The sequence below is a fragment of the Pseudomonas sp. P4_C4 genome, from assembly GCF_056402055.1.
Window position 1 is genome coordinate 108,424 of sequence record NZ_JBFUID010000005.1, and the last position, 21,636, is coordinate 130,059.

Consider the following 21,636-nt stretch of genomic DNA (forward strand, 5'->3'; position numbering starts at 1 on the left):
CCCCGCGCCGCCACACCTTTCGGCGCTGCTGTTTTCGGCGGCGCCCATAGCTGAATTATCAGGACTGCACACATGATTCATAACGACGTACTGCGCAGCGTGCGCTACATGCTCGACATCAGCGACAAGAAAGTCATCGAGATCATCAAGCTCGGCGGCCTGAACGTGACCCTGCCGGACCTGCTGACCTACCTCGACAAAAAAGAAGAAGACGAGGAAGGCTTCGTACGCTGCCCGGACGAAGTCATGGCGCATTTCCTCGACGGTCTGGTGATCTTCAAGCGTGGCAAGGACGAAAGCCGTCCGCCGCAGCCGATCGAAGTGCCGGTGACCAACAACATCATCCTGAAAAAGCTGCGGGTGGCGTTCGAGCTGAAAGAGGACGACATGCACGCGATCCTCAAGGCCGCCGAGTTCCCGGTGTCCAAGCCTGAACTGAGCGCGTTGTTCCGCAAGTTCGGCCACACCAACTATCGCCCGTGCGGCGACCAGTTGCTGCGCAATTTCCTCAAGGGCCTGACCCTGCGCGTTCGCCTGTAGGAGCTGGCTTGCCAGCGAAGGTCGCAAACGATAACGCGTACTGACTGTATGAACGCGGTGTTCCCTCATCCTTCGCTGGCTAGTCGGAACGCCACATCGCAGTTCCCGCATGGCGCTATGCCCGCTCATTCCGCGCAAAAATAGTGGCTCCGCTGACCGCGGCTGACGACCAGGGTGTAAAGACCTCAGCTCTCAGGATTCGCCATGCATCCCTACTTTTCCCTGCAAGGCCGCACTGCTCTGATGACCGGTGGCACCCGCGGCACCGGTAAAATGATCGCCAAGGCCTATCTCGAGGCGGGCGCCTGGGCGAGCAGATCACTCATCTGGACATTCTGGTGAACAATGCCAGCACCACCTGGGGCGCACTGCTGGAGAGCTACCCTATCAAGGGGTAGCGGCGCTGGCGATCAGTTTGGCGAGTACTGCCGGGGTCTACATGACCGGGAATATCATTCCCCTGGATGGCGGATTCAGCCTTTAAAAGATCGCAGCCTGCGGCAGCTCCTACGCCGAACGAATTCCTCTGTAGGAGCTGCCGCAGGCTGCGATCTTTTGATCTTTGCGGCATCATGCCCTATCTAAATCCACCTCGACCTCAAACCATGACCTACAGCGTTTCCCCCATCGGCTTCGTGCGCTCCTGCTTCAAGGAGAAGTTCGCCATTCCGCGCCAGCCGCAACTGGCCCCGGCCGCCCGTGGCGTGCTGGAACTGGTGGCACCGTTCGATCAAGGGGACGCTGTACAGGGCCTGGAGCAGGTCAGCCATGTATGGCTGTTGTTCCTGTTCCACCAGGCCCTGGAAGAAAAGCCTCGCTTGAAGGTCCGCCCTCCTCGCCTCGGCGGCAACAAATCCATGGGCGTGTTCGCTACCCGCGCCACCCACCGTCCCAATGGCATCGGGCAGTCAGTGGTGAAACTGGACAAGGTCGAAGCCAACCGCTTGTGGATCTCGGGCATCGATCTGCTGGATGGCACGCCGATTCTCGATATCAAACCCTACGTGCCCTACGCCGACATCATCGACACAGCCACCAACAGCATCGCCAGCGCCGCGCCGCAGCTGATCCCCATACAGTGGACGGATACAGCGCTGAAACAGGCTCACGAGCATGCTCAGCGCCTGGAAGAGCCTTTGGTTGAGCTGATCGAGCAATGCCTGGCGCAAGATCCGCGCCCGGCCTATCAAACGCCGGCACCCGCGCGGGAATACGGCGCGCAGTTCTGGGATCTGGATGTGCGCTGGCACTATCCGACACCGGAGCTGATCCGCGTCCTGGAAGTCATTCCTGCAAAGGGCTGAACGCCGGAAACGAATAAGCCCGCATGACCTTCCCAAGTCATGCGGGCTTTTCAGATGCGCTGCAAATCTACTGTAGGAGCGAGCCTGCTCGCGAAAAACCTGAGGACGCCGCTGGGTATCAAGCTTCCCGCGTTATCGTTGACCTCCATCGCGAGCAGGCTCGCTCCTACAAGTGACCTACGGTCACTTCTCGACGAACGCTCGCTCGATCAGGTAATCACCCGGCTCGCGCATCCGCGGCGAAACCTTCAGGCCGAAGCTGTTCAGCACTTCGCTGGTCTCGTCGAGCATGCTCGGGCTGCCGCACAGCATGGCGCGGTCGTCCTGCGGGTTGATCGGTGGCAGGCCGATGTCGCTGAACAGCTTGCCGCTGCGCATCAGGTCGGTCAGGCGACCTTCGTTCTCGAACGGCTCGCGGGTCACGGTCGGGTAGTAGATCAACTTGTCACGCAGTGCTTCGCCGAAGAATTCGTTCTGCGGCAGGTGCTCGGTGATGAACTCGCGGTAAGCGACTTCGTTGACGTAACGCACGCCGTGGCACAGGATCACTTTCTCGAAACGCTCGTAGGTTTCCGGGTCCTGGATAACACTCATGAACGGCGCCAGACCGGTACCGGTGCTGAGCAGGTACAAATGTTTGCCAGGCTTCAAGTCATCCAGTACCAGCGTGCCGGTAGGCTTCTTGCTGATGATGATCTCGTCGCCTTCCTTCAGATGCTGCAACTGCGAAGTCAGCGGACCATCAGGCACCTTGATGCTGAAGAACTCGAGATGCTCTTCCCAGTTCGGGCTGGCAATCGAGTAAGCGCGCATAAGCGGGCGGCCGTTGGGCTGTTGCAGGCCGATCATCACGAACTGACCGTTCTCGAAGCGCAGGCCCGGATCACGGGTGCACTTGAAGCTGAACAGAGTGTCGTTCCAGTGGTGAACACTGAGGACACGCTCGTGGTTCATGTTGCTCATGTACGTGGGACTCCTGGAGATTTGTCTGCGCGTGTTCGGCGTGCTCTGCAAAGAAAGCCAGCTCTGCGCAATTGCATCGCATTCTAAAGGCAGAGACAATATCTGTTAAATGGATTATTAAGATAAGGGTTATCGGTTATATCGATATGCGATTTACTCTCCGTCAACTTCAAGTATTCGTCGCCGTCGCCCAGCAGGAAAGCGTATCCCGTGCCGCGGGCCTGCTCAACCTCTCGCAATCGGCGGCGAGCACCTCGATCACCGAGCTGGAGCGCCAGTGCAGCTGCCAGTTGTTCGACCGCGCCGGCAAACGCCTGAGCCTCAACGCGCTCGGCAAACAACTGTTGCCGCAAGCTGTCGCCCTGCTGGACCAGGCCAAGGAAATCGAAGATCTGCTCAACGGCAAGTCCGGTTTCGGCTCGCTGGCCGTGGGCGCGACCCTGACCATCGGCAATTACCTGGCCACCCTGCTGATCGGCAGCTTCATGCAGCGCCATCCGGAAAGCCAGGTGAAACTGCACGTGCAGAACACTGCCAATATCGTGCAACAAGTGGCCCACTATGAAATTGATCTGGGTCTAATCGAAGGCGACTGCAGCCACCCGGACATCGAAGTACAAAGCTGGGTCGAGGACGAACTGGTGGTGTTTTGCGCCCCTCAGCATCCGCTGGCCAAGCGCGGCACGGCCACCATGGATGAGTTGAGTCACGAAGCCTGGATCTTGCGCGAACAAGGCTCAGGCACGCGGTTGACCTTCGATCAAGCCATGCGCCATCACCGCACTTCATTAAACATTCGCCTGGAGCTCGAGCACACCGAAGCGATCAAGCGCGCGGTGGAGTCAGGTTTGGGGATTGGCTGCATTTCCAGGCTGGCTTTGCGCGACGCATTCCGCCGCGGCAGCCTGGTGCCTGTCGAGACGCCGGATCTGGATCTGGCGCGACAGTTTTATTTCATCTGGCATAAACAGAAGTATCAGACCTCGGCGATGCGCGAGTTCCTCGATCTGTGCCGCGCCTTCACCGCCGGGGTTCAGCGCAGCGACGAGATCGTGCTGCCGACGATCGCTTAGAGCAGAATTACCGCCCACACCAGGGCAATCATGCTCAATGCCACGAACTGGGCGGCACTGCCCATGTCCTTGGCATTCTTGGACAGCGGGTGCCGCTCAAGGGAAATGCGGTCGATGGCCGCTTCCACTGCCGAGTTGAGCAACTCGACGATCAACGCCAGCAGGCATACCGCGATCAACAACGCCCGTTCGACCCGGCTGACATTCAGGAAGAACGAAAGGGGAATCAGGATGACGTTGAGCAATACCAATTGCCGAAAGGCGGCTTCACCGGTGAAGGCTGCGCGCAGGCCGTCCAGCGAATAACTGGAGGCATTGAGAATACGTTTCAGACCGGTCTGGCCTTTGAAAGGTGACATAGAGTGGGCAACTTACAAAAAAGAAGTAGGAAAGCTAGATCAACCAAAGTCAAAAAAGCGTGAAGTTGCCAGCCTTTAATGGCTGGAAATTGACTCAAGTTGTTGCAAGAGCAGCGCGGCCTGGGTCCGGGTCCGCACATTCAGTTTACGGAAAATCGCGGTGACATGCGCCTTGATCGTCGCCTCGGAAACACTCAGCTCGTAGGCGATCTGCTTGTTCAGCAAGCCTTCGCAGACCATGGTCAGCACCCGGAATTGCTGCGGCGTCAGGCTGGCAAGGCCTTCGCTGGCCGCCTTGGCTTCATCCGAGACGCTGACCGCTTCGAACGCCTGCGGCGGCCAGAACACGTCGCCATCGAGAACCGCACGCACGGCTTTCTGGATCACACTCAAGTCGCTGGATTTGGGAATGAAGCCACTGGCGCCGAACTCACGAGACTTGACCATGATGGTCGGCTCTTCCTGGGCCGAAACCATGACTACTGGAATCTGCGGATACTGACCGCGCAGCAGGACCAGTCCGGAAAAACCGTAGGCTCCCGGCATATTCAGGTCCAGCAGCACCAGATCCCAATCGGATTTTTCCGTCAGGCGCACTTCCAGTTCGGCGATGCTCGCCACTTCCACCAGACGGACATCCGGGCCAAGGCTCAGGGTCAGCGCTTGGTGCAAGGCACTACGAAAAAGTGGGTGGTCATCGGCAATCAGGATTTCGTATGTGGCCATTTTTCAAATGATCCTGTTTTTCATGGGACGCCCGATGCATTCGGGCTTCGCCAGAGCAACTCAAGGTACAGCCACGGAGCCGCACCAACAAAGCACGCTCAACGCAAAAAACGACGTTGCAAACTCTGGCCGCACCCAGATCGGCGCCAAGCATGCCCAGCGAAGCCGGGGTGGTCAAGCAGCATGGCCGGTACACGTTATTGCAGTATGCGCAACAATCAGCCCATCAACGGAGTGACCGGCTGCACATAGGGCATCAACTCGGCGTGCGCCGGGGTCGAAACGTTCATGTCCAACTGATGTTTGGCGTCGAGGTAATGCTGGCTGAACACATCAAAATAGGCATCCAGCGCCGAAGCTGCGGTTACATCGCCTGCAAGGTCGAGGCACAGCGCCGCCACTTCCGCCGTGCACAGATGCTCGCTGCGAGTCGAGCGGCGCAACCGGTAGCGGGAGAGTTTCTCCGGCAGCAGGCTGAGGATCGGCAATCGATCGAAATAGGGGCTCTTGCGAAAGATCTTCCGCGCTTCGGTCCAGGTCGCATCCAACAGAATGAACAATGGACGCTTGGTGCTATCGACATCCACGCTGTTTGTCACACGCTCGGGCTCGACGTACTCACCCGGAAACACCAGGTAAGGCTGCCATTGCGGGTCGGACAACAGCGCCAGCAACTTTGGATCGACCTCGGTACGGGACCAGATGAAGGCATGGTTGTCAGTTACCACGTCGGCGATCAGCCAACCGGTGTTGCTCGGCTTGAACACTTCCTTGTTGGTCATGATCAGGCACACGCCGGAGCGGGTAGCGACCTGCGGACGCCATGCACACAGGCAGTGACTCTCGATCACCCGGCAGTCGCGGCAACGCGGCGCGCGCCAGCCGCGGGCCTGAATCGGCTTGATGCCCTCCTCCTCGCGCTGATCGCGCAAGCGGGCTACGGCATTCAAGGCAAAGCGCGCGGGGGCATGACTCATAGCGGGCAACGCCCACAGAGAAGGGAAATCGACACGAAAAACACTCGACAGGGTGAAAAGTGCCAGCAGTTTACCAGACCGCCCGGCGCAAGCCTGTACCGTCCAGCCCGCCTCCCCTATAATTCGCCGCCACTGAACGCACAGCCACGTGACGGGTCCAACCCCCATCACTGAACCAGGAGAGTTTCATGCTGCGCCTTATCGTTCCTACCGCGGCCATTTTGCTGGCGTCGTCCTTCAATGCTCAGGCTGCGTCCCTGAAAGACACGGAACTGAACAAAATGCTGCAAAACGTCGCCACCCAGAGCAGCGTCGGCACTCCACGAGCGATCAACGAAGACATACTCGATCAAGGCTACACCGTTGAAGGCAAACAGCTGATCAACCATCTGAGCGTGCAGAGCAGCCACGCCGACAAGATGCGTGCAGACCCGAAAGCGGTGTACTTCCAGTTGGGCGCTTCTGTCTGCAGAAACGAAGGGTTTCGCAAGCTGATGGCCAAGGGGGCGATCATGCGTTACGACTTCACCGAGGTGAAGACCAACCGCCCGGTCGGCTCCGCAAGCTTCCAGGAGTCGGATTGCCTGCAACCGGCCAAGAAGAAAAAGTAATCACCGGGAATTGGCGCGCCGTTGTTCATCTTCGGCGCGCAATTCCGCCAGCAGCGCCTGCAAGTAATGCGAACGGCGTTCGCCACCGCGCAAACGCCGGCAGCACTCCTCTTCGAGACTCAAATGATGGGTCTCGGCTGATGACTTCAGCAATCGATACAGTTGCGTATCGATCTCCAGAACGACTCTGGTCATGGTTTCCCGCCTCCCTGCACTTCACTCATGTTTGAGCGATAAATCCTTGAACCGCTTGTACCGTGCGCCCTGTCGTTGACGCAAAGTTGTCGTGTGACACCTGTAACTTAGTAAATCAGAGTGCCGCACATGCGACGTACGTTCAGACGAGCGGTGAAAGCACCTTGCAAATCGTCAATAAGCGGTTGCCAGGAAAGACTTTGTGGCGCAATGATCAAGACAGCGCAAATCACTGTGAAGGTCTAGATTTCAGGGTATCCACGTTCACTTTTTCAGGCTGGAAAGGGGCTGGCCGTCGCTTGTCGTGTTGTGCGAACGTTTCTTTCATCCAAGGGAAAAACAGAGCCTGTTTGGATGATCCGATACCTTTCGGGTCAAGTAGATCGCCCAGGCATGGGCCTGGGCAGACAGCGACACATGAAGTGTCGTGGCACCGACTTACGTTGTCGGGCCGAGGGTTCTGTGCAGAAGGAGAAGTTGAATGCCTTACCAACCGAATGACCTCCTGAGCCGTCATTTTGAAGAAAGCGGCCATGACCTCATCAGCAAGGTCGAAGAACAGCTCAAGCTGATTTCACCCAACAGCCCGAACACCCCGATCTACCGCGACATGATCCTGACCGTGCTGCGCATGGCCCAGGAAGACCACAACCGCTGGAATGCCAAAATCACCCTGCAAGCCCTGCGCGAACTGGAACAGGCTTTCCGCGTACTCGAACAATTCAAGGGGCGACGCAAAGTCACCGTTTTCGGCTCGGCCCGCACCCCCACCGAACATCCGCTCTACAGCATGGCCCGGGAGCTCGGCGCTGCGCTGGCGCGCTCGGACATGATGGTCATTACCGGCGCTGGTGGCGGCATCATGGCCGCCGCCCATGATGGCGCTGGCCTGACACACAGCCTGGGGTTCAACATCACGCTGCCCTTCGAACAACATGCCAACCCCACTGTCGACGGCACGACCAACCTGCTGCCCTTCCATTTCTTCTTCACCCGCAAATTGTTCTTCGTCAAGGAAGCCGACGCCCTGGTGCTGTGCCCCGGCGGCTTCGGTACGCTGGATGAGGCGCTGGAAGTGCTGACGTTGATCCAGACCGGCAAGAGTCCATTGGTGCCAGTGGTGCTACTGGACACGCCGGGCGGCAAATTCTGGCAAGGCGCACTGGACTTCATTCACCAGCAACTGGAGGAAAACCACTACATCCTGCCCACTGACATGAAGCTGGTGAAACTGGTCTACAACGTCGAAGAAGCGGTAGAGCACATCAACCAGTTCTACAGCAACTTCCACTCCAGTCGCTGGCTCAAGCATCAGTTCCTGATTCGCATGAATCACACACTCAGCGACCACGCACTCGAACACATGCAGGAGGCTTTCGCCGACCTGTGCCTGAGCGATCACTTCCATCAGCATGCTTACAGTGGTGAAGAACACAACGAAGCCGAGTTCAGCCATCTGGCGCGGCTGGTCTTCAACTTCAACGCCCGCAATCATGGTCGTCTGCGCGAACTTGTGGACTACATCAACCTGCCGGAAAACTGGGCACAATCAAAACCCCAGGTACAACAACGCACGCGGGAGCCGTCAAAGGTTTCCTGAGGCATAAAAAACGGCCCGCTATCGAAATAGCGGGCCGTTTCAGTTCAATCATCCATCCCTCGACCGCTGAACAGGCGATTGATCATTTCCATGGAGTATCCCCGATACGCCAGGAACCGGCCTTGTTTGGCTCGCTCCCGGACGTCCGTCGGCAATTGCCCGGAGAACTTGCGCCGCCAGGTATCGGCCAGTTGCTCCTGCCAGTCGATACCGCTCTCACGCAGGGCGAGTTCAATATCGGTGCGCTGCAGGCCGCGCTGGCCCAGCTCTTCACGAATGCGCAAAGGGCCATAACCGGAACGGGCGCGGTAGGAAACGAAACTTTCGAGGTAACGGGCTTCGGACAACAACCCCTCTTCTGTCAACCGGTCGAGTGCTGTTTCGATCATTTCAGGGAGGGCGCCGCGCTGACGCAGTTTACGCGTCAGCTCGACACGACCGTGCTCGCGTCGTGCGAGCAGGTCCATTGCGGTTCGCCGCACCGCGACGAGTGTATCGAGTACGGCGGTCATCGCTTCGATCAGATATCAGCGTCAGCCAGGTCGACTTCGGTCTCTTTGACCGCAGAAGCTTTGGCGTCTGCTACCGATGCAGGCGACAACAGCTTGTCACGCAGTTGCTTCTCCAGCTTTGCCGCGACTTCCGGGTTGTCTGCCAGGAACTTGGCCGAGTTGGCCTTGCCCTGACCGATCTTGGTGCCTTCATAGGCATACCAGGCACCGGACTTCTCGACGAAACCGTGCAGAACACCCAGGTCGATCATCTCACCGTTGAGGTAGATGCCCTTGCCGTAAAGAATCTGGAACTCGGCCTGACGGAACGGCGAAGCCACTTTGTTCTTCACAACCTTGACGCGGGTTTCGCTACCGACGACTTCATCACCTTCTTTCACCGCGCCAGTGCGGCGGATGTCCAGGCGAACCGATGCGTAGAACTTCAGCGCGTTACCACCGGTGGTGGTTTCCGGGCTACCGAACATCACGCCGATTTTCATACGGATCTGGTTGATGAAGATCACCAGGCAGTTGGCGTTCTTGATGTTACCGGTGATTTTACGCAGCGCCTGGGACATCAGACGGGCTTGCAGGCCCACGTGCATGTCACCCATTTCGCCTTCGATTTCAGCCTTTGGCACCAGGGCGGCCACGGAGTCGACGATGATCACGTCAACCGCGTTGGAACGCACCAGCATGTCGGTGATTTCCAGAGCCTGTTCACCGGTGTCCGGCTGGGAAACCAGCAGGTCGTCGACGTTGACGCCCAGCTTGCCGGCGTACTCAGGGTCGAGGGCGTGTTCGGCGTCGACAAATGCGCAGGTCGCGCCGGCTTTTTGAGCCTGGGCGATCACGGACAAGGTCAGCGTGGTTTTACCGGAAGATTCAGGACCGTAGATTTCAACAATACGGCCTTTTGGCAGACCGCCGATGCCGAGAGCAATGTCCAGACCCAGAGAGCCCGTGGAGATGGCCGGGATCGCCTGACGGTCCTGATCGCCCATACGCATTACGGCACCCTTGCCGAATTGACGTTCGATCTGACCCAGGGCCGCAGCCAAGGCTTTCTTCTTGTTGTCGTCCATTAAAGTCCTCACGTAATCAATAAGGCCTGACGGCCAACACCTGTATAAGTAGCCAGTATTATTCCACAGCGATTCCGGATCGCCTACCCCTGATTTGAGATTTCTGCCGCGGCATACCGCAGCAGCCCCTCTAGCGCGGCCTTCACCGTTTGTCGGCGGACGTCATCGCGATTACCCGGGAAGTGCTGCCGCTCACAGAACACCTGGTCTCCGATGCCCCAGGCCAGCCATACCGTGCCAACCGGCTTGTTCGCCGTTCCACCATCCGGACCGGCGATGCCACTGACCGCGACGGAGAAATACGCGCTGTTTTTCTTCTGCGCCCCCCGGACCATGGCCTCGACCACCTCGCGGCTGACCGCGCCCACGGTGGTGAACAACTCCACCGGGACATCCAGTTGCAGGGTTTTCTGCCGGTTGGAGTAGGTGACATAACCGGCCTCGAACCAGGCCGAACTCCCGGGGATACGGGTAATAGCCTCGGCGATGCCTCCGCCGGTGCAGGACTCCGCCGTGGTGACGTGGGCATTGAGAACCTGCAAGCGTCTGCCGAGTTCGGCGGCGAGCTGGGTGATTTCGTTCACGGTCATCTCCTGATCGGGCGGGATGAGGTTAACCGTACACGAGCAGACCGCACTTGCAAGCGACAGGGCCGATCAAAATGTAAGGAATCAGAGGCTCTGGAAAGGGACTGTCGGAGAATCAATCTTCCACGTCGCCGGGCGGAACATGTCCGCCCCCCATACGCTTGGCCACCCAACGCTCATACAACCCTAGAACCACTTCTGTCCCGGCCATCGCCGCTAAACAGCCACCCGCACAGGCAGCCCAGATGGAAACATTGGCGGCGTGCAGCAGCATGATGACCGAGGCGCCGCAGATCATGCTGGAGCCGGACCGCAGGCTCAGGCGCCGGACAAGGGGCCAGCCACGAACGCCCTCTTTGTCGGCACGCCACATTTCACCGGTAACGCCACCAAGTATTGGCAGGCTGATGACCAGCCACAGAGGCATGTCCAGCAACGCATATTGCTCAGCGGTCATTTCATGCTTCCTTGAGTGAACGGTCACACCGCGTTCTTGAATAGACAGGCACCAGATTATGCATTGATGCATAGTCAGTCAATGCATCAACGCATTGAAAATGTGATCCAATGCTTTCAGCACGCAAAAAAAACCCGCTCGGGAAGCGGGCTTTATCTGGACGCCGGGAGTGTCAGCGGGCGTACATGCCCCACCAGAAGACATGCCCCAGGATAACAATCGGCTCCTCCTGCACTTCCTGAAAGGTGTAATCTTCGTCCGGATGCTCATCACGATTGAAGCTGCGCAAGCGAATCCCGGACGGCAGGCGATACAGCTGCTTCACCCGCAATTGACCGTTGTGATTGATTGCATAAAGGTCGCCGTCAACGATATCGCCAATGCCGCACTTGCCGGCATTGACCCCGACCGTGGCGCCGTCGCGCAGTACCGGCAACATGCTGTTGCCCCGTACTGTCACGCATTTTGCCTGGTCGAACTGCACACCGTTATGGCGCAGGCTTCGCTTGCCAAAGCGCAGGCTAGAGCGCTCGCTCTCTTCGATGACGAATCTTCCTGATCCCGCGGCCAATTCAACCTCGCGAAGAAAGGGGACCGACACCTCGTCGTCATCGACAGGGGTATCGTCATCCCACAGACTTATATCCTTGAGTTCCGAATGCACTGGAGCGCGCCCGGCATTTGCGGCAGACGAGACGTCCGCGCGGCCACGCAACTGGTCGGTACTCAAGGAGAAATACTCGGCGATCTTCGAAATATGTTTGTCCGAAGGATCGACGATCTTCCCGCTGAGAATGCGCGAGAGCGTGGATTGAGGCACGCCGGTTCGACGGTGAAGCTCCGTGGGGGAGATCCCGTGCTGATCGAGCAATGCTCTTAATACGGTAGATACGTTGCGTTTTTGCATAACGCGCATAGTGCTTGCTCTTCTCGAAGAAGACAATGCCGATTTGCATAAGTCATGCATATCCAGATTTTAAATGGCAAAGGAAGTCACCCGGCCGTGATGCCTGCGTCGGGTAGACCGCCCATGGTAACCTTGCGCCCATCGCGGAAAAGCCCGGCCGTTGCCCCGCTTTTGCCCCATCTCTTTCAACGAGCTTCCTGACAATCCGATGAATAAAGCCGTCTCCGACCTGTCCTCCCACACCCCGATGATGCAGCAGTACTGGCGCCTGAAAAACCAGCACCCGGACCAGCTGATGTTCTACCGCATGGGCGACTTCTACGAGATCTTCTATGAAGACGCGAAGAAGGCCGCCAAGTTGCTGGACATCACCCTGACGGCCCGCGGGCAGTCGGCTGGCCAGGCGATTCCGATGTGCGGAATTCCTTACCACGCTGCTGAGGGTTACCTGGCAAAACTGGTGAAGCTTGGCGAATCGGTGGTGATCTGCGAGCAGGTCGGCGACCCGGCCACCAGCAAAGGGCCGGTGGAGCGGCAGGTGGTGCGCATCATCACGCCGGGGACGGTGAGTGACGAGGCGCTGCTCGACGAGCGTCGGGACAACCTGATCGCCGCCGTCCTGGGCGATGAGCGCCTGTTCGGCCTGGCGGTGCTGGACATCACCAGCGGCAACTTCAGCGTGCTGGAAATCAAGGGTTGGGAAAACCTGCTGGCAGAACTGGAGCGGGTCAACCCGGTGGAACTGCTGATCCCGGATGACTGGCCCAAGGACTTGCCGGCGGAAAAACGCCGCGGCGTGCGTCGCCGTGCCCCCTGGGATTTCGAGCGCGATTCGGCGCTCAAAAGCCTGTGCCAGCAATTCTCGACCCAGGATCTCAAAGGCTTTGGCTGCGAAAACCTGACCCTGGCCATCGGCGCCGCCGGTTGTCTGCTGGCCTACGCCAAGGAAACCCAGCGCACCGCCCTGCCCCATTTGCGCAGCCTGCGTCATGAGCGCCTGGACGACACCGTGGTGCTCGATGGCGCCAGCCGTCGCAACCTGGAGCTCGACACCAACCTGGCCGGCGGCCGCGACAACACCCTGCAATCGGTGGTGGACCGTTGCCAGACCGCCATGGGCAGTCGACTGCTGACCCGCTGGCTGAATCGCCCGTTACGCGATTTGACGGTGCTGTTGGCGCGTCAGACCTCGATCACTTGCCTGCTCGACGGTTACCGCTTCGAAAGACTGCAACCGCAACTCAAGGAAATCGGTGACATCGAGCGGATTCTTGCGCGGATCGGTCTGCGCAATGCCCGCCCGCGCGACCTCGCCCGTTTGCGTGACGCCCTCGGCGCACTGCCCGAACTGCAAGTGGCAATGACGGAGCTCGAAGCCCCGCACCTCCAGCAACTCGCGACCATCACCAGCACCTACCCGGAACTGGCGGCACTCCTGGAAAAAGCCATCATCGACAACCCGCCCGCAGTCATTCGTGACGGCGGCGTGCTGAAAACCGGCTACGACAGCGAACTCGACGAACTGCAGTCGCTCAGCGAAAACGCCGGGCAATTCCTGATCGACCTCGAGGCACGGGAAAAGGCCCGCACCGGCCTGTCGCACCTGAAGGTCGGTTACAACCGCATCCACGGTTACTTCATCGAGTTGCCAAGCAAGCAGGCAGAATCGGCACCTGCCGACTATATTCGCCGCCAGACGCTCAAAGGTGCCGAGCGCTTCATTACACCGGAACTCAAAGCGTTCGAAGACAAGGCATTGTCGGCCAAGAGCCGTGCCCTGGCCCGCGAGAAGATGCTGTACGAAGCACTCCTCGAAGACCTGATCGCCCAGCTGCCACCCTTGCAGGACACCGCCGGCGCCCTGGCCGAGCTGGACGTGTTGAGCAACCTGGCCGAGCGTGCGCTGAACCTCGACCTGAACTGCCCGCGCTTCGTCAGCGAACCGTGCATGCGCATCAGCCAGGGTCGTCACCCGGTGGTCGAACAAGTGCTGACCACGCCGTTCGTGGCCAACGACCTGAGCCTGGACGACAACACCCGCATGCTGGTGATCACCGGTCCGAACATGGGCGGTAAATCCACCTACATGCGTCAGACCGCCTTGATTGTGCTCCTGGCGCATATCGGCAGCTTCGTGCCAGCGGCCAGTTGCGAACTGTCGCTGGTCGACCGCATCTTCACCCGGATCGGCTCTAGCGATGACCTGGCCGGCGGGCGTTCGACCTTCATGGTGGAAATGAGCGAAACCGCGAACATTCTGCACAACGCCACCGAGCGCAGCCTGGTTCTGATGGACGAAGTCGGGCGCGGCACCAGCACCTTCGACGGTCTTTCCCTGGCATGGGCGGCGGCCGAACGCCTGGCGCATCTGCGTGCCTACACGCTGTTCGCCACCCACTACTTTGAACTGACCGTCCTGCCGGAAGCCCAGCCACTGGTGGCCAACGTGCACCTCAATGCCACCGAGCACAATGAACGCATCGTGTTCCTGCACCACGTTCTGCCCGGGCCGGCCAGTCAGAGTTATGGCCTGGCCGTTGCGCAGCTGGCGGGCGTACCGAGTGAAGTCATCACCCGTGCTCGCGAGCACTTGAGCCGCCTGGAAGACACCGCCCTGCCCCATGAAGCACCGGCACCGGCCAAAGGCAAACCGGCGGCACCGCAGCAAAGCGACCTGTTTGCCAGCCTGCCGCATCCGGTGCTGGATGACCTGGCCAAGCTCGACCTGGACGACATGACGCCACGTCGTGCTCTCGAAATGCTCTATACACTTAAGACACGGATCTAACGCAGCGGCTTGCAAGCTGTTAGAATCTCGCGCGGTTTGGGATGCTGCTGGCTAATAGCCTGGCTAGCAGACTATCGCTCCCGAACCTGGCGACCCCTACGAGAAGGGGCGCAGCAAGCCGCACCTGAGGAGAAAATTAGAAATGACCTTCGTCGTCACCGACAACTGCATCAAGTGCAAGTACACCGACTGCGTAGAAGTCTGTCCGGTGGACTGCTTTTACGAAGGCCCGAATTTCCTGGTGATCCACCCGGATGAGTGCATCGATTGCGCGCTGTGCGAACCTGAATGCCCTGCCGTGGCTATCTTCTCCGAAGATGAGGTTCCGGCCGGCATGGAAAACTTCATCGAGCTGAACGCTGAGTTGGCCGATATCTGGCCGAACATCACCGAGAAGAAAGAATCGTTGCCTGATGCAGAAGAGTTTGATCGCGTCATCAACAAATCTGTTGGCAACAAGCTCAAAGACCTCGAACGCTGATTACCCCCGCGTTCCTGTAAAAGGCCCCAAAAGGGCCTTTTTGCTTTTTTTCAGGCAAAAAAAGGGGCGGTTTGACCCGCCCACATTTTTTCCCTATTCCCTGTGTTCCTTTTCATCGTCCTGATGAATCGCGTCCTGCGATATCCATATCCCTCATCCTTGAAGGACGTGTCTGTCCGTCGACACAACCTGAATACTAGAGCTTTCCCCTGCGGGATCAATCGCCCCTTGGCGCGAACCCCAACTGTCACACATCATTAATAATAAAAAATAGTTATATAAATCAAAAAGATAGAGGCAAATAGCGCTCAACATAGGCGACTGCCAGAGTGTAAAAATAACGAACACTTACGCAAGAGTAAGCCAAGGCTTACAGCACGAAACCAAAATCCCGAGGGGATTCGATCCCCAGACCAGACAATAAAAAACCCCGAGCCGGTCGGGGTTTTTCATGCCATCGCAGTGAGCGCCTTATTGGAACAGCGACTCGCTCGACAGACCATTTTTTTCCAGGATCTCGCGCAGCCGCTTCAAGCCTTCCACCTGAATCTGTCTGACCCGTTCCCGGGTCAGGCCGATCTCCAGGCCCACATCTTCAAGGGTGCTGCTTTCATGACCGCGCAGGCCGAAGCGGCGTACTACCACTTCGCGTTGCTTGTCGGTCAGCTCCGAGAGCCATTGATCGATGCTCTGGGACAGGTCGTCGTCCTGCAACAGTTCGCATGGATCGGTTGGACGGTCGTCAGTCAGGGTATCAAGCAGGGTTTTATCCGAGTCCGGACCCAGCGAGACGTCGACCGAAGAAACCCGTTCGTTAAGGCCGAGCATACGCTTGACCTCTCCCACCGGCTTTTCCAGCAGGTTGGCGATTTCTTCGGGTGAGGGTTCATGGTCGAGTTTTTGCGTCAGCTCCCGCGCGGCCCGCAGGTACACATTCAGCTCTTTGACCACATGGATCGGCAACCGGATGGTCCGGGTCTGATTCATGATTGCGCGTTCGATGGTCTGGCGAATCCACCAGGTCGCGTAGGTCGAGAAGCGGAAACCGCGTTCCGGATCGAACTTCTCCACCGCCCGGATCAAGCCGAGGTTGCCCTCTTCGATCAGGTCCAGCAGCGACAACCCACGATTGACGTAGCGTCGGGCGATTTTCACCACCAGCCGCAGGTTACTTTCAATCATGCGTTTGCGCCCGGCCGGATCGCCACTTTGCGACAGGCGCGCAAAATGAACTTCTTCTTCGGGTGACAGCAGGGGAGAGAAACCAATTTCATTGAGATACAGCTGCGTGGCATCAAGTGCCCGCGTGTAGTCAATGTACTTGTGTTGTTTCAACGATGCGGAGTGTTTGGATTTGGCACGAACGGAAGGTGGAGCCGCCCCTTCATCATTCGACATCGGATCCATATCGATGCTGCTCTCCATCAGGAGAACCTCATCGTCGATGTCAAACTCCGGCACTTCTTTACTGAGAGCCATTGTTATAGTCCTTTGGTGAGTTCGACCTCAAGCTCAAGCGGCGCCTTTCTCCCTGGCAACGCTGGAGCCTGTCCCCTCTACGCGACGGAACAGGCTGGTAAGCGATCAACGACGTGGCAGGAATTGCAGCGGATCTACAGGTTTACCCTGGCGGCGAATCTCAAAATGCAGTTTCACCCGGTCTGTACCCGTTGACCCCATTTCGGCAATTGTCTGTCCGACCTTGACCTGCTGCCCCTCCCGAACCAACAGCCTGCGGTTATGTCCGTAGGCACTGACGTAGGTTTCACTGTGTTTGATGATCACTAATTCGCCGTAGCCCCTTAAGCCACTCCCGGCATACACCACCGTCCCATCAGACGCAGCTAAAACAGGCTGTCCCAAATCTCCGGCGATATCAATTCCTTTATTCAAACTACCGTTTGAAGAGAATTTCCCGATAAGAATGCCATTAGATGGCCATCCCCAGCCGGTCGGGGCTGGTCCGGGAGGGGGCAATGGAGCGGGTGCAGGCTTGTTCGCGACGGACGGTACAACCGTCGTTGTACTGGTGGTCGTACCGTTTGCCGAGCGACGGATGACCGTGGTTTTACTCGACGACGAAGGTGTTGAACTGGACGAACTGACCACCGCCGTCGACGTTGAATCAGTGCGACCATCAAAGCGAATCGTCTGACCCGGATGGATGGTGTAGGGCGCAGGAATGTTATTGCGTGCCGCCAGGGCCTTGTAGTCCCAGCCGTAACGAAAGGCGATGGAGAACAGGGTGTCCTTGGGCCGAACGACGTATTGTCCGGTGGTCACGACCGGTCGCTGTGGCGCGGCATTGTTGCGGTCCACGACACGAACATCGCTGGATTTGTTGCTGGAACAACCGACCAGCAAGGTGCTCAAGACAAGGCCAGTCACCAGGCGCTGAAAGCTCGTTTTACTCATTCGCTGCGCAATGACTGTGAGACTCACCCGCCGCTCCCTCTGTGGTGGCTGAAAATGTGAAATGCCGGAGTCCGGCAATGAACTGTCGCAAGTATAACGGGCCGTGCACGCTTTACCTTTAATGTAGCGAATCGGTGTCGCGCACACGTTTGCTGCCTGACGATGAATCCCGTTTAACCGCACGATGCCGCTGTAAGACAAAGGCAATCGCAGAGAATTCAGCGTGCCGAAACAAATGCTCAGGCCAGTGGCCCATTGAGCAATGGCACGAAGCGTACAGCCCCCAGAACATGCCTGGAAAAACCCTGTTCCTCGCGAATGATCAGCATCAATTGCTGGACTTCTCCGGACCCGACAGGGATCACCATTCGGCCTCCCGGTGCCAACTGGTCAAGCAATGCCTGGGGCACATCGGTCGCCACTGCAGTGACGATAATCCCGTTGTACGGCGCCAGTGCCGGCCAGCCCTCCCAGCCATCGCCCCAGCGGAACACCACGTTGCGCAGGTTCAGTTCGACCAGACGTTCCTTCGCACGATCCTGCAAAACCTTGATGCGCTCGACCGAGAACACACGCTCTACAAGTTGCGACAGCACCGCCGTCTGATAACCCGAGCCGGTGCCGATCTCCAGCACCTTGTCGAGGGGACCTGCCTCCAGCAGCAGCTCGCTCATGCGCGCCACCATATATGGCTGGGAGATAGTCTGGTTATTGCCGATCGGCAGCGCTGTGTCTTCATAAGCACGATGCGCCAGCGCTTCGTCGACGAACAGGTGGCGCGGGGTCCGGCGAATGACCTCCAGCACCCTGGCGTTGGAGATACCTTCTTCGTACAGGCGCTGGATGAGCCGCTCCCGGGTTCGCTGGGAGGTCATGCCGATGCCGCGACGCAGCATATCGTCTTGTTCGCGACCCATCAGCGCAGTCCCTCCAGCCAGCCATCCAGACTTCTGAAGGCATCATTGAACGTGCGATCCAGTTGCAGCGGCGTGATCGAAACATAACCCTGCATCACTGCATGGAAATCGGTACCCGGGCCACCGTCTTCGGCATCCCCGGCCGCCGCGATCCAGTAACCGGACTTGCCCCGCGGATCCACCACTTTCATTGGTGCCGCGGCACGGGCGCGATGGCCCAGGCGGGTCAACTGGATACCGCGGATACGGTCCAGCGGCAAATTGGGAATGTTCACGTTCAGTACCGTACGCGGTGGCAGATCCAGGTCAGCATGGGCTTCGACCAGTTTGCGCGCGAAATGGGCAGCTGTGGGAAGGTTGTCTACCTGGCGTGAGACCAGCGAAAAGGCAAACGAAGGGTGTTTCAGGAAACGCCCCTCAAGGGCCGCCGCCACCGTGCCGGAATACAGGACATCGTCCCCCAGGTTCGCGCCCAGGTTGATCCCGGAAACCACCATGTCCGCTTCGCGCTCCAGCAGGCCGTTGAGGCCCAGGTGCACGCAATCGGTGGGTGTGCCGTTGAGGCTGATAAAGCCGTTGGCCAGGGTTTGCGGGTGCAACGGACGGTCGAGCGTCAGCGAACTGCTGGCGCCGCTTTTGTCCTGGTCCGGGGCGATAACCACGCATTCGGTGTAATCCGCCAGCGCAGCATAAAGCGCGGCGAGACCGGGTGCGGTTACCCCATCGTCGTTAGAAATCAGAATACGCATGGGCTGTCCGTCTGCCCCACCGGCACCAGATCAACAAGCTCACGCACCAATACGGTGGCGAAGCATCCGGCCGGCAGGATGAATTCCAGTTGCAGAATGTCAGGCTCGGGATAATGCCACGTCAGCCCGCCAATGGGCAGCCGCAGGATGCGACGTTCGTGGCTCATACCAGCGTTGATCAACCAGTCACGCAAATCCGCTTCGCGTGCGGCGATGGCCTGCTCCAGTTCATGGACAACGCCCGTGGCCGGCGAGTCACCTTCGCCCCACTGCGGACCGGTCGGGTGCAGATCGAGAATCGCCAGGCGCGGGTCGCTGCACTCGGCTTCGCCTGCCGGGAAAAAGCTGCGACTGTCGGTGAATGCCAGCAGATCGCCCACCAGGGCACGCTGCCAGGTGCCATCGGCAACACGTGCGGCCAGCACTTGATTGAACAGAAAACTGCGCGCAGTGGAAAGCAGACGCGAGCGCACATTGCGCTGCTCCGGCAAGGCCTTGCGCGCGGCCCAGGTGCGTGCGTCGACGACGTTGCCACCGTCATGGCCGAAACGCTGGGCGCCGAAATAATTGGGGATACCTTGTTTGGCAATCAGTTGCAGTCGCTGTTCAAGCGCAGGCTTGTCACCGGCGAATTGAGTCAGGCGCAACGTAAAACCGTTGGCTGAGTGCGCACCGCGTTGCAGTTTGCGCTTGTGGCGGGCGGTCTTGAGGATCTTCAGCGTATCGTTTTGCGCGGCCGACAGATCGGGGTCGGCCTTGCCCGGCARTTGCACGCTGAACCACTGGCGAGTCAACGCCTGACGATCCTTGAGCCCGGCATAGCTGACTGTGCGCAATGGCACACCTGCTGCCTTGGCAATCCGCCGTGCCGCTTCTTCTGTGTTCAGACCGCGCTTTTCCACCCAGATCCACAAGTGTTCGCCTTCGCCACTCAGGGGGATGTCGAGGACTTCGTCGACCTGGAAATCTTCCGCGATGGCTTTCAGTACCGCGGTGCCGAGGGGCTCACCATAGGCCCGCGGGCCGAGCAGTTGCAGTTCGTTCATGCGCGCAGCAACAAGGCAACGGAGTGCACGGCAATGCCTTCTTCGCGACCGACAAAGCCGAGCTTTTCGGTGGTGGTAGCTTTCACGTTCACTTGATCCAACTCTACTTGAAGATCCGCGGCAATCAGCGCGCGCATCGATTCGATATGCGGGGCCATTTTCGGCGCCTGGGCGACGATGGTGTTATCGACGTTGCCGACTTTCCAGCCTTTGGCATGGACCAGTGCAACGACATGACGCAACAGCGCACGGCTGTCGGCGCCCTTGAATTGCGGGTCGGTATCCGGGAAATGCTTGCCGATGTCGCCCAGCGCCGCGGCGCCGAGCAAGGCATCGCTCAAGGCGTGCAAGAGGACGTCACCGTCAGAGTGAGCGAGCAGCCCGAAGCTGTGTGCAATGCGCACGCCGCCCAGAGTGATGAAATCGCCTTCAGCGAAACGGTGCACATCATAGCCGTGGCCAATACGCATAAAAAAACGCCCCGATTTTTGTCAGGGCGTGATTCTACCTGCATTAGGCACCTAGAGCATGCGCGTGATGCCGCAAGTGATCGTCAATGAAACTGGCGATGAAGAAATAGCTGTGGTCATAGCCGGGTTGCAGACGCAACCTCAACGCATGACCGGCCAGTTTGGCCGCCTGTTGCAAGGCGTCCGGCTTGAGTTGGTTGGCGAGAAAATCGTCGCGATCGCCTTGGTCGACCAGCAGTGGCAGCTTTTCATCAGCCTCGGCAATCAACGCGCAGGCATCCCATTCGCGCCATTTCGAACGGTCCTCTCCCAGATAGCGGGAGAACGCTTTCTGCCCCCACGGACAATCCATCGGATTGTTGATTGGCGAGAACGCCGACACCGACAGATAGCGCCCCGGATTGCGCAATGCGCAGACCAGCGCACCGTGGCCACCCATGGAATGGCCACTGATGCCGCGCTTGTCCGACGCCGGGAAATGGGCTTCGACCAATGTCGGCAATTCCTGCACGACATAGTCATGCATCCGATAGTGGCGCGACCAGGGTTCCTGGGTTGCATTCAGATAAAACCCGGCGCCGAGGCCGAAGTCCCAGGCGCCATCCGGATCGCCCGGCACATCAGGACCGCGAGGGCTGGTGTCCGGTGCGACGATGATCAGCCCCAACTCGGCGGCCATGCGCATGGCGCCGGCCTTTTGCATGAAGTTCTCGTCGGTGCAGGTCAGGCCGGACAACCAGTACAACACCGGCAGCTTGCCGCCCTGCTCCGCCTGTGGCGGCAGGTAGACGGCGAACACCATGTCACAACCGAGCACTTCCGAGCGATGGCGATAGCGTTTGTGCCAGCCGCCGAAGCTTTTCTGGCAGGAGATATTTTCCAGACTCATGAC

The 21,636-nt window shown here is 58.8% G+C and carries 24 protein-coding genes and 1 pseudogene; 8 read left to right on the forward strand and 17 right to left on the reverse strand.

Annotated elements, in window-relative coordinates; translation table 11 throughout:
* Positions 1 to 72 precede the first annotated feature (72 nt).
* The 3 genes and pseudogenes from AC1DXW_RS05105 to tsaA all read left to right on the forward strand — a co-directional run bounded on the left by AC1DXW_RS05105 (position 73) and on the right by tsaA (position 1,844).
* Complete coding sequence (locus AC1DXW_RS05105; RefSeq protein WP_477752994.1) at positions 73 to 540, forward strand: YehS family protein; 468 nt, start codon at positions 73 to 75, stop codon at positions 538 to 540.
* Positions 541 to 744: 204 nt separating this feature from the next.
* A pseudogene (locus AC1DXW_RS05110) lies at positions 745 to 935 on the forward strand (3-oxoacyl-ACP reductase); the annotation flags it as partial.
* Positions 936 to 1,145: 210 nt separating this feature from the next.
* A complete protein-coding gene (gene tsaA / locus AC1DXW_RS05115; protein ID WP_477752995.1) occupies positions 1,146 to 1,844 on the forward strand; it encodes a tRNA (N6-threonylcarbamoyladenosine(37)-N6)-methyltransferase TrmO in 699 nt (232 codons plus the stop codon).
* Between the two features lie 183 nt (positions 1,845 to 2,027).
* On the opposite strand, the gene fpr is transcribed toward tsaA, so the two are convergent.
* Entirely contained in the window at positions 2,028 to 2,807 is a 780-nt protein-coding gene (gene fpr / locus AC1DXW_RS05120) for a ferredoxin-NADP reductase (RefSeq protein WP_003443014.1), read from the reverse strand.
* Positions 2,808 to 2,953: 146 nt separating this feature from the next.
* On the opposite strand from fpr, the gene AC1DXW_RS05125 reads away from it, so the two are divergent.
* Positions 2,954 to 3,880 (forward strand): LysR family transcriptional regulator, encoded by a 927-nt coding sequence (locus tag AC1DXW_RS05125; protein ID WP_046041182.1) that lies wholly within the window; start codon positions 2,954 to 2,956, stop codon positions 3,878 to 3,880.
* On the opposite strand, the gene AC1DXW_RS05130 is transcribed toward AC1DXW_RS05125, so the two are convergent.
* The 3 genes from AC1DXW_RS05130 to AC1DXW_RS05140 all read right to left on the reverse strand — a co-directional run bounded on the left by AC1DXW_RS05130 (position 3,877) and on the right by AC1DXW_RS05140 (position 5,942).
* Positions 3,877 to 4,239, reverse strand: coding sequence for a diacylglycerol kinase (locus tag AC1DXW_RS05130; protein ID WP_477752996.1), 363 nt, complete (start codon positions 4,237 to 4,239; stop codon positions 3,877 to 3,879). The genes AC1DXW_RS05125 and AC1DXW_RS05130 overlap by 4 nt on opposite strands.
* A gap of 75 nt (positions 4,240 to 4,314) precedes the next feature.
* Positions 4,315 to 4,965, reverse strand: coding sequence for a response regulator transcription factor ErdR (gene erdR / locus AC1DXW_RS05135; RefSeq protein WP_477759812.1), 651 nt, complete (start codon positions 4,963 to 4,965; stop codon positions 4,315 to 4,317).
* A 218-nt stretch (positions 4,966 to 5,183) separates the two neighbouring features.
* The gene (locus AC1DXW_RS05140; RefSeq protein ID WP_477759813.1) at positions 5,184 to 5,942 is read right to left on the reverse strand and encodes a tRNA-uridine aminocarboxypropyltransferase; all 759 of its coding nucleotides are present in this window, start codon (positions 5,940 to 5,942) and stop codon (positions 5,184 to 5,186) included.
* 188 nt (positions 5,943 to 6,130) lie between these two features.
* On the opposite strand from AC1DXW_RS05140, the gene AC1DXW_RS05145 reads away from it, so the two are divergent.
* Entirely contained in the window at positions 6,131 to 6,553 is a 423-nt protein-coding gene (locus AC1DXW_RS05145) for a quorum-sensing-regulated virulence factor family protein (RefSeq protein WP_007990204.1), read from the forward strand.
* Here the strand turns inward: AC1DXW_RS05145 and AC1DXW_RS05150 are convergent, their stop codons facing one another.
* A complete protein-coding gene (locus tag AC1DXW_RS05150; protein ID WP_218430242.1) occupies positions 6,554 to 6,748 on the reverse strand; it encodes a hypothetical protein in 195 nt (64 codons plus the stop codon). It abuts the gene before it with no gap.
* 481 nt (positions 6,749 to 7,229) lie between these two features.
* Here AC1DXW_RS05150 and AC1DXW_RS05155 point away from each other — a divergent pair, with 481 nt between their 5' ends.
* Positions 7,230 to 8,348, forward strand: coding sequence for an LOG family protein (locus AC1DXW_RS05155; protein WP_477752999.1), 1,119 nt, complete (start codon positions 7,230 to 7,232; stop codon positions 8,346 to 8,348).
* A 44-nt stretch (positions 8,349 to 8,392) separates the two neighbouring features.
* On the opposite strand, the gene recX is transcribed toward AC1DXW_RS05155, so the two are convergent.
* The 5 genes from recX to AC1DXW_RS05180 all read right to left on the reverse strand — a co-directional run bounded on the left by recX (position 8,393) and on the right by AC1DXW_RS05180 (position 11,878).
* On the reverse strand, positions 8,393 to 8,860 hold the full coding sequence (gene recX / locus AC1DXW_RS05160) for a recombination regulator RecX (protein WP_477753000.1): 468 nt from the start codon (positions 8,858 to 8,860) through the stop codon (positions 8,393 to 8,395).
* Positions 8,861 to 8,868: 8 nt separating this feature from the next.
* Positions 8,869 to 9,927: a recombinase RecA gene (recA, locus tag AC1DXW_RS05165; protein ID WP_477753001.1), complete on the reverse strand. Its 1,059-nt coding sequence runs from the start codon at positions 9,925 to 9,927 to the stop codon at positions 8,869 to 8,871.
* An 83-nt stretch (positions 9,928 to 10,010) separates the two neighbouring features.
* A complete protein-coding gene (locus AC1DXW_RS05170; RefSeq protein WP_008054081.1) occupies positions 10,011 to 10,511 on the reverse strand; it encodes a CinA family protein in 501 nt (166 codons plus the stop codon).
* 118 nt (positions 10,512 to 10,629) lie between these two features.
* On the reverse strand, positions 10,630 to 10,971 hold the full coding sequence (locus tag AC1DXW_RS05175; RefSeq protein WP_477753002.1) for a phage holin family protein: 342 nt from the start codon (positions 10,969 to 10,971) through the stop codon (positions 10,630 to 10,632).
* Between the two features lie 172 nt (positions 10,972 to 11,143).
* Complete coding sequence (locus AC1DXW_RS05180) at positions 11,144 to 11,878, reverse strand: LexA family transcriptional regulator (RefSeq protein WP_477753009.1); 735 nt, start codon at positions 11,876 to 11,878, stop codon at positions 11,144 to 11,146.
* A 208-nt stretch (positions 11,879 to 12,086) separates the two neighbouring features.
* Here AC1DXW_RS05180 and mutS point away from each other — a divergent pair, with 208 nt between their 5' ends.
* Positions 12,087 to 14,666 (forward strand): DNA mismatch repair protein MutS, encoded by a 2,580-nt coding sequence (mutS, locus tag AC1DXW_RS05185; protein WP_477753003.1) that lies wholly within the window; start codon positions 12,087 to 12,089, stop codon positions 14,664 to 14,666.
* 142 nt (positions 14,667 to 14,808) lie between these two features.
* Positions 14,809 to 15,147: a ferredoxin FdxA gene (gene fdxA, locus AC1DXW_RS05190; RefSeq protein ID WP_347910910.1), complete on the forward strand. Its 339-nt coding sequence runs from the start codon at positions 14,809 to 14,811 to the stop codon at positions 15,145 to 15,147.
* A gap of 471 nt (positions 15,148 to 15,618) precedes the next feature.
* Here fdxA and rpoS read toward each other — a convergent pair whose 3' ends face one another.
* The 7 genes from rpoS to fghA all read right to left on the reverse strand — a co-directional run bounded on the left by rpoS (position 15,619) and on the right by fghA (position 21,633).
* Positions 15,619 to 16,626: an RNA polymerase sigma factor RpoS gene (gene rpoS / locus AC1DXW_RS05195; protein ID WP_477753004.1), complete on the reverse strand. Its 1,008-nt coding sequence runs from the start codon at positions 16,624 to 16,626 to the stop codon at positions 15,619 to 15,621.
* Positions 16,627 to 16,731: 105 nt separating this feature from the next.
* Positions 16,732 to 17,589: a peptidoglycan DD-metalloendopeptidase family protein gene (locus tag AC1DXW_RS05200; protein ID WP_477753005.1), complete on the reverse strand. Its 858-nt coding sequence runs from the start codon at positions 17,587 to 17,589 to the stop codon at positions 16,732 to 16,734.
* Between the two features lie 212 nt (positions 17,590 to 17,801).
* On the reverse strand, positions 17,802 to 18,437 hold the full coding sequence (locus AC1DXW_RS05205; RefSeq protein ID WP_177323574.1) for a protein-L-isoaspartate(D-aspartate) O-methyltransferase: 636 nt from the start codon (positions 18,435 to 18,437) through the stop codon (positions 17,802 to 17,804).
* A 41-nt stretch (positions 18,438 to 18,478) separates the two neighbouring features.
* Positions 18,479 to 19,228, reverse strand: a complete 750-nt coding sequence (gene surE / locus AC1DXW_RS05210; protein ID WP_008054064.1) for a 5'/3'-nucleotidase SurE — start codon at positions 19,226 to 19,228, stop codon at positions 18,479 to 18,481.
* The gene (truD, locus tag AC1DXW_RS05215; RefSeq protein WP_477754888.1) at positions 19,216 to 20,274 is read right to left on the reverse strand and encodes a tRNA pseudouridine(13) synthase TruD; all 1,059 of its coding nucleotides are present in this window, start codon (positions 20,272 to 20,274) and stop codon (positions 19,216 to 19,218) included. The genes surE and truD overlap by 13 nt, the downstream gene beginning before the upstream one ends.
* Complete coding sequence (ispF, locus tag AC1DXW_RS05220) at positions 20,271 to 20,744, reverse strand: 2-C-methyl-D-erythritol 2,4-cyclodiphosphate synthase (RefSeq protein WP_007970721.1); 474 nt, start codon at positions 20,742 to 20,744, stop codon at positions 20,271 to 20,273. The genes truD and ispF overlap by 4 nt, the downstream gene beginning before the upstream one ends.
* 43 nt (positions 20,745 to 20,787) lie before the next feature.
* Complete coding sequence (gene fghA, locus AC1DXW_RS05225; protein WP_477754887.1) at positions 20,788 to 21,633, reverse strand: S-formylglutathione hydrolase; 846 nt, start codon at positions 21,631 to 21,633, stop codon at positions 20,788 to 20,790.
* Positions 21,634 to 21,636 lie beyond the last annotated feature (3 nt).

Bases quoted from the DNA above. Each gene is read 5' to 3' on its own strand.
- rpoS (WP_477753004.1), bottom strand. From the start codon at position 16,626: ATGGCTCTCAGTAAAGAAGTGCCGGAGTTTGACATCGACGATGAGGTT.
- AC1DXW_RS05205 (WP_177323574.1), bottom strand. From the start codon at position 18,437: ATGACCTCCCAGCGAACCCGGGAGCGGCTCATCCAGCGCCTGTACGAA.
- surE (WP_008054064.1), bottom strand. From the start codon at position 19,228: ATGCGTATTCTGATTTCTAACGACGATGGGGTAACCGCACCCGGTCTC.
- AC1DXW_RS05105 (WP_477752994.1), top strand. From the start codon at position 73: ATGATTCATAACGACGTACTGCGCAGCGTGCGCTACATGCTCGACATC.
- erdR (WP_477759812.1), bottom strand. From the start codon at position 4,965: ATGGCCACATACGAAATCCTGATTGCCGATGACCACCCACTTTTTCGT.
- AC1DXW_RS05150 (WP_218430242.1), bottom strand. From the start codon at position 6,748: ATGACCAGAGTCGTTCTGGAGATCGATACGCAACTGTATCGATTGCTG.
- recA (WP_477753001.1), bottom strand. From the start codon at position 9,927: ATGGACGACAACAAGAAGAAAGCCTTGGCTGCGGCCCTGGGTCAGATC.
- AC1DXW_RS05125 (WP_046041182.1), top strand. From the start codon at position 2,954: ATGCGATTTACTCTCCGTCAACTTCAAGTATTCGTCGCCGTCGCCCAG.
- AC1DXW_RS05130 (WP_477752996.1), bottom strand. From the start codon at position 4,239: ATGTCACCTTTCAAAGGCCAGACCGGTCTGAAACGTATTCTCAATGCC.
- fghA (WP_477754887.1), bottom strand. From the start codon at position 21,633: ATGAGTCTGGAAAATATCTCCTGCCAGAAAAGCTTCGGCGGCTGGCAC.
- fdxA (WP_347910910.1), top strand. From the start codon at position 14,809: ATGACCTTCGTCGTCACCGACAACTGCATCAAGTGCAAGTACACCGAC.
- AC1DXW_RS05145 (WP_007990204.1), top strand. From the start codon at position 6,131: ATGCTGCGCCTTATCGTTCCTACCGCGGCCATTTTGCTGGCGTCGTCC.
- AC1DXW_RS05140 (WP_477759813.1), bottom strand. From the start codon at position 5,942: ATGAGTCATGCCCCCGCGCGCTTTGCCTTGAATGCCGTAGCCCGCTTG.
- AC1DXW_RS05175 (WP_477753002.1), bottom strand. From the start codon at position 10,971: ATGACCGCTGAGCAATATGCGTTGCTGGACATGCCTCTGTGGCTGGTC.
- ispF (WP_007970721.1), bottom strand. From the start codon at position 20,744: ATGCGTATTGGCCACGGCTATGATGTGCACCGTTTCGCTGAAGGCGAT.
- AC1DXW_RS05180 (WP_477753009.1), bottom strand. From the start codon at position 11,878: ATGCAAAAACGCAACGTATCTACCGTATTAAGAGCATTGCTCGATCAG.
- AC1DXW_RS05155 (WP_477752999.1), top strand. From the start codon at position 7,230: ATGCCTTACCAACCGAATGACCTCCTGAGCCGTCATTTTGAAGAAAGC.
- recX (WP_477753000.1), bottom strand. From the start codon at position 8,860: ATGACCGCCGTACTCGATACACTCGTCGCGGTGCGGCGAACCGCAATG.
- mutS (WP_477753003.1), top strand. From the start codon at position 12,087: ATGAATAAAGCCGTCTCCGACCTGTCCTCCCACACCCCGATGATGCAG.
- fpr (WP_003443014.1), bottom strand. From the start codon at position 2,807: ATGAGCAACATGAACCACGAGCGTGTCCTCAGTGTTCACCACTGGAAC.
- tsaA (WP_477752995.1), top strand. From the start codon at position 1,146: ATGACCTACAGCGTTTCCCCCATCGGCTTCGTGCGCTCCTGCTTCAAG.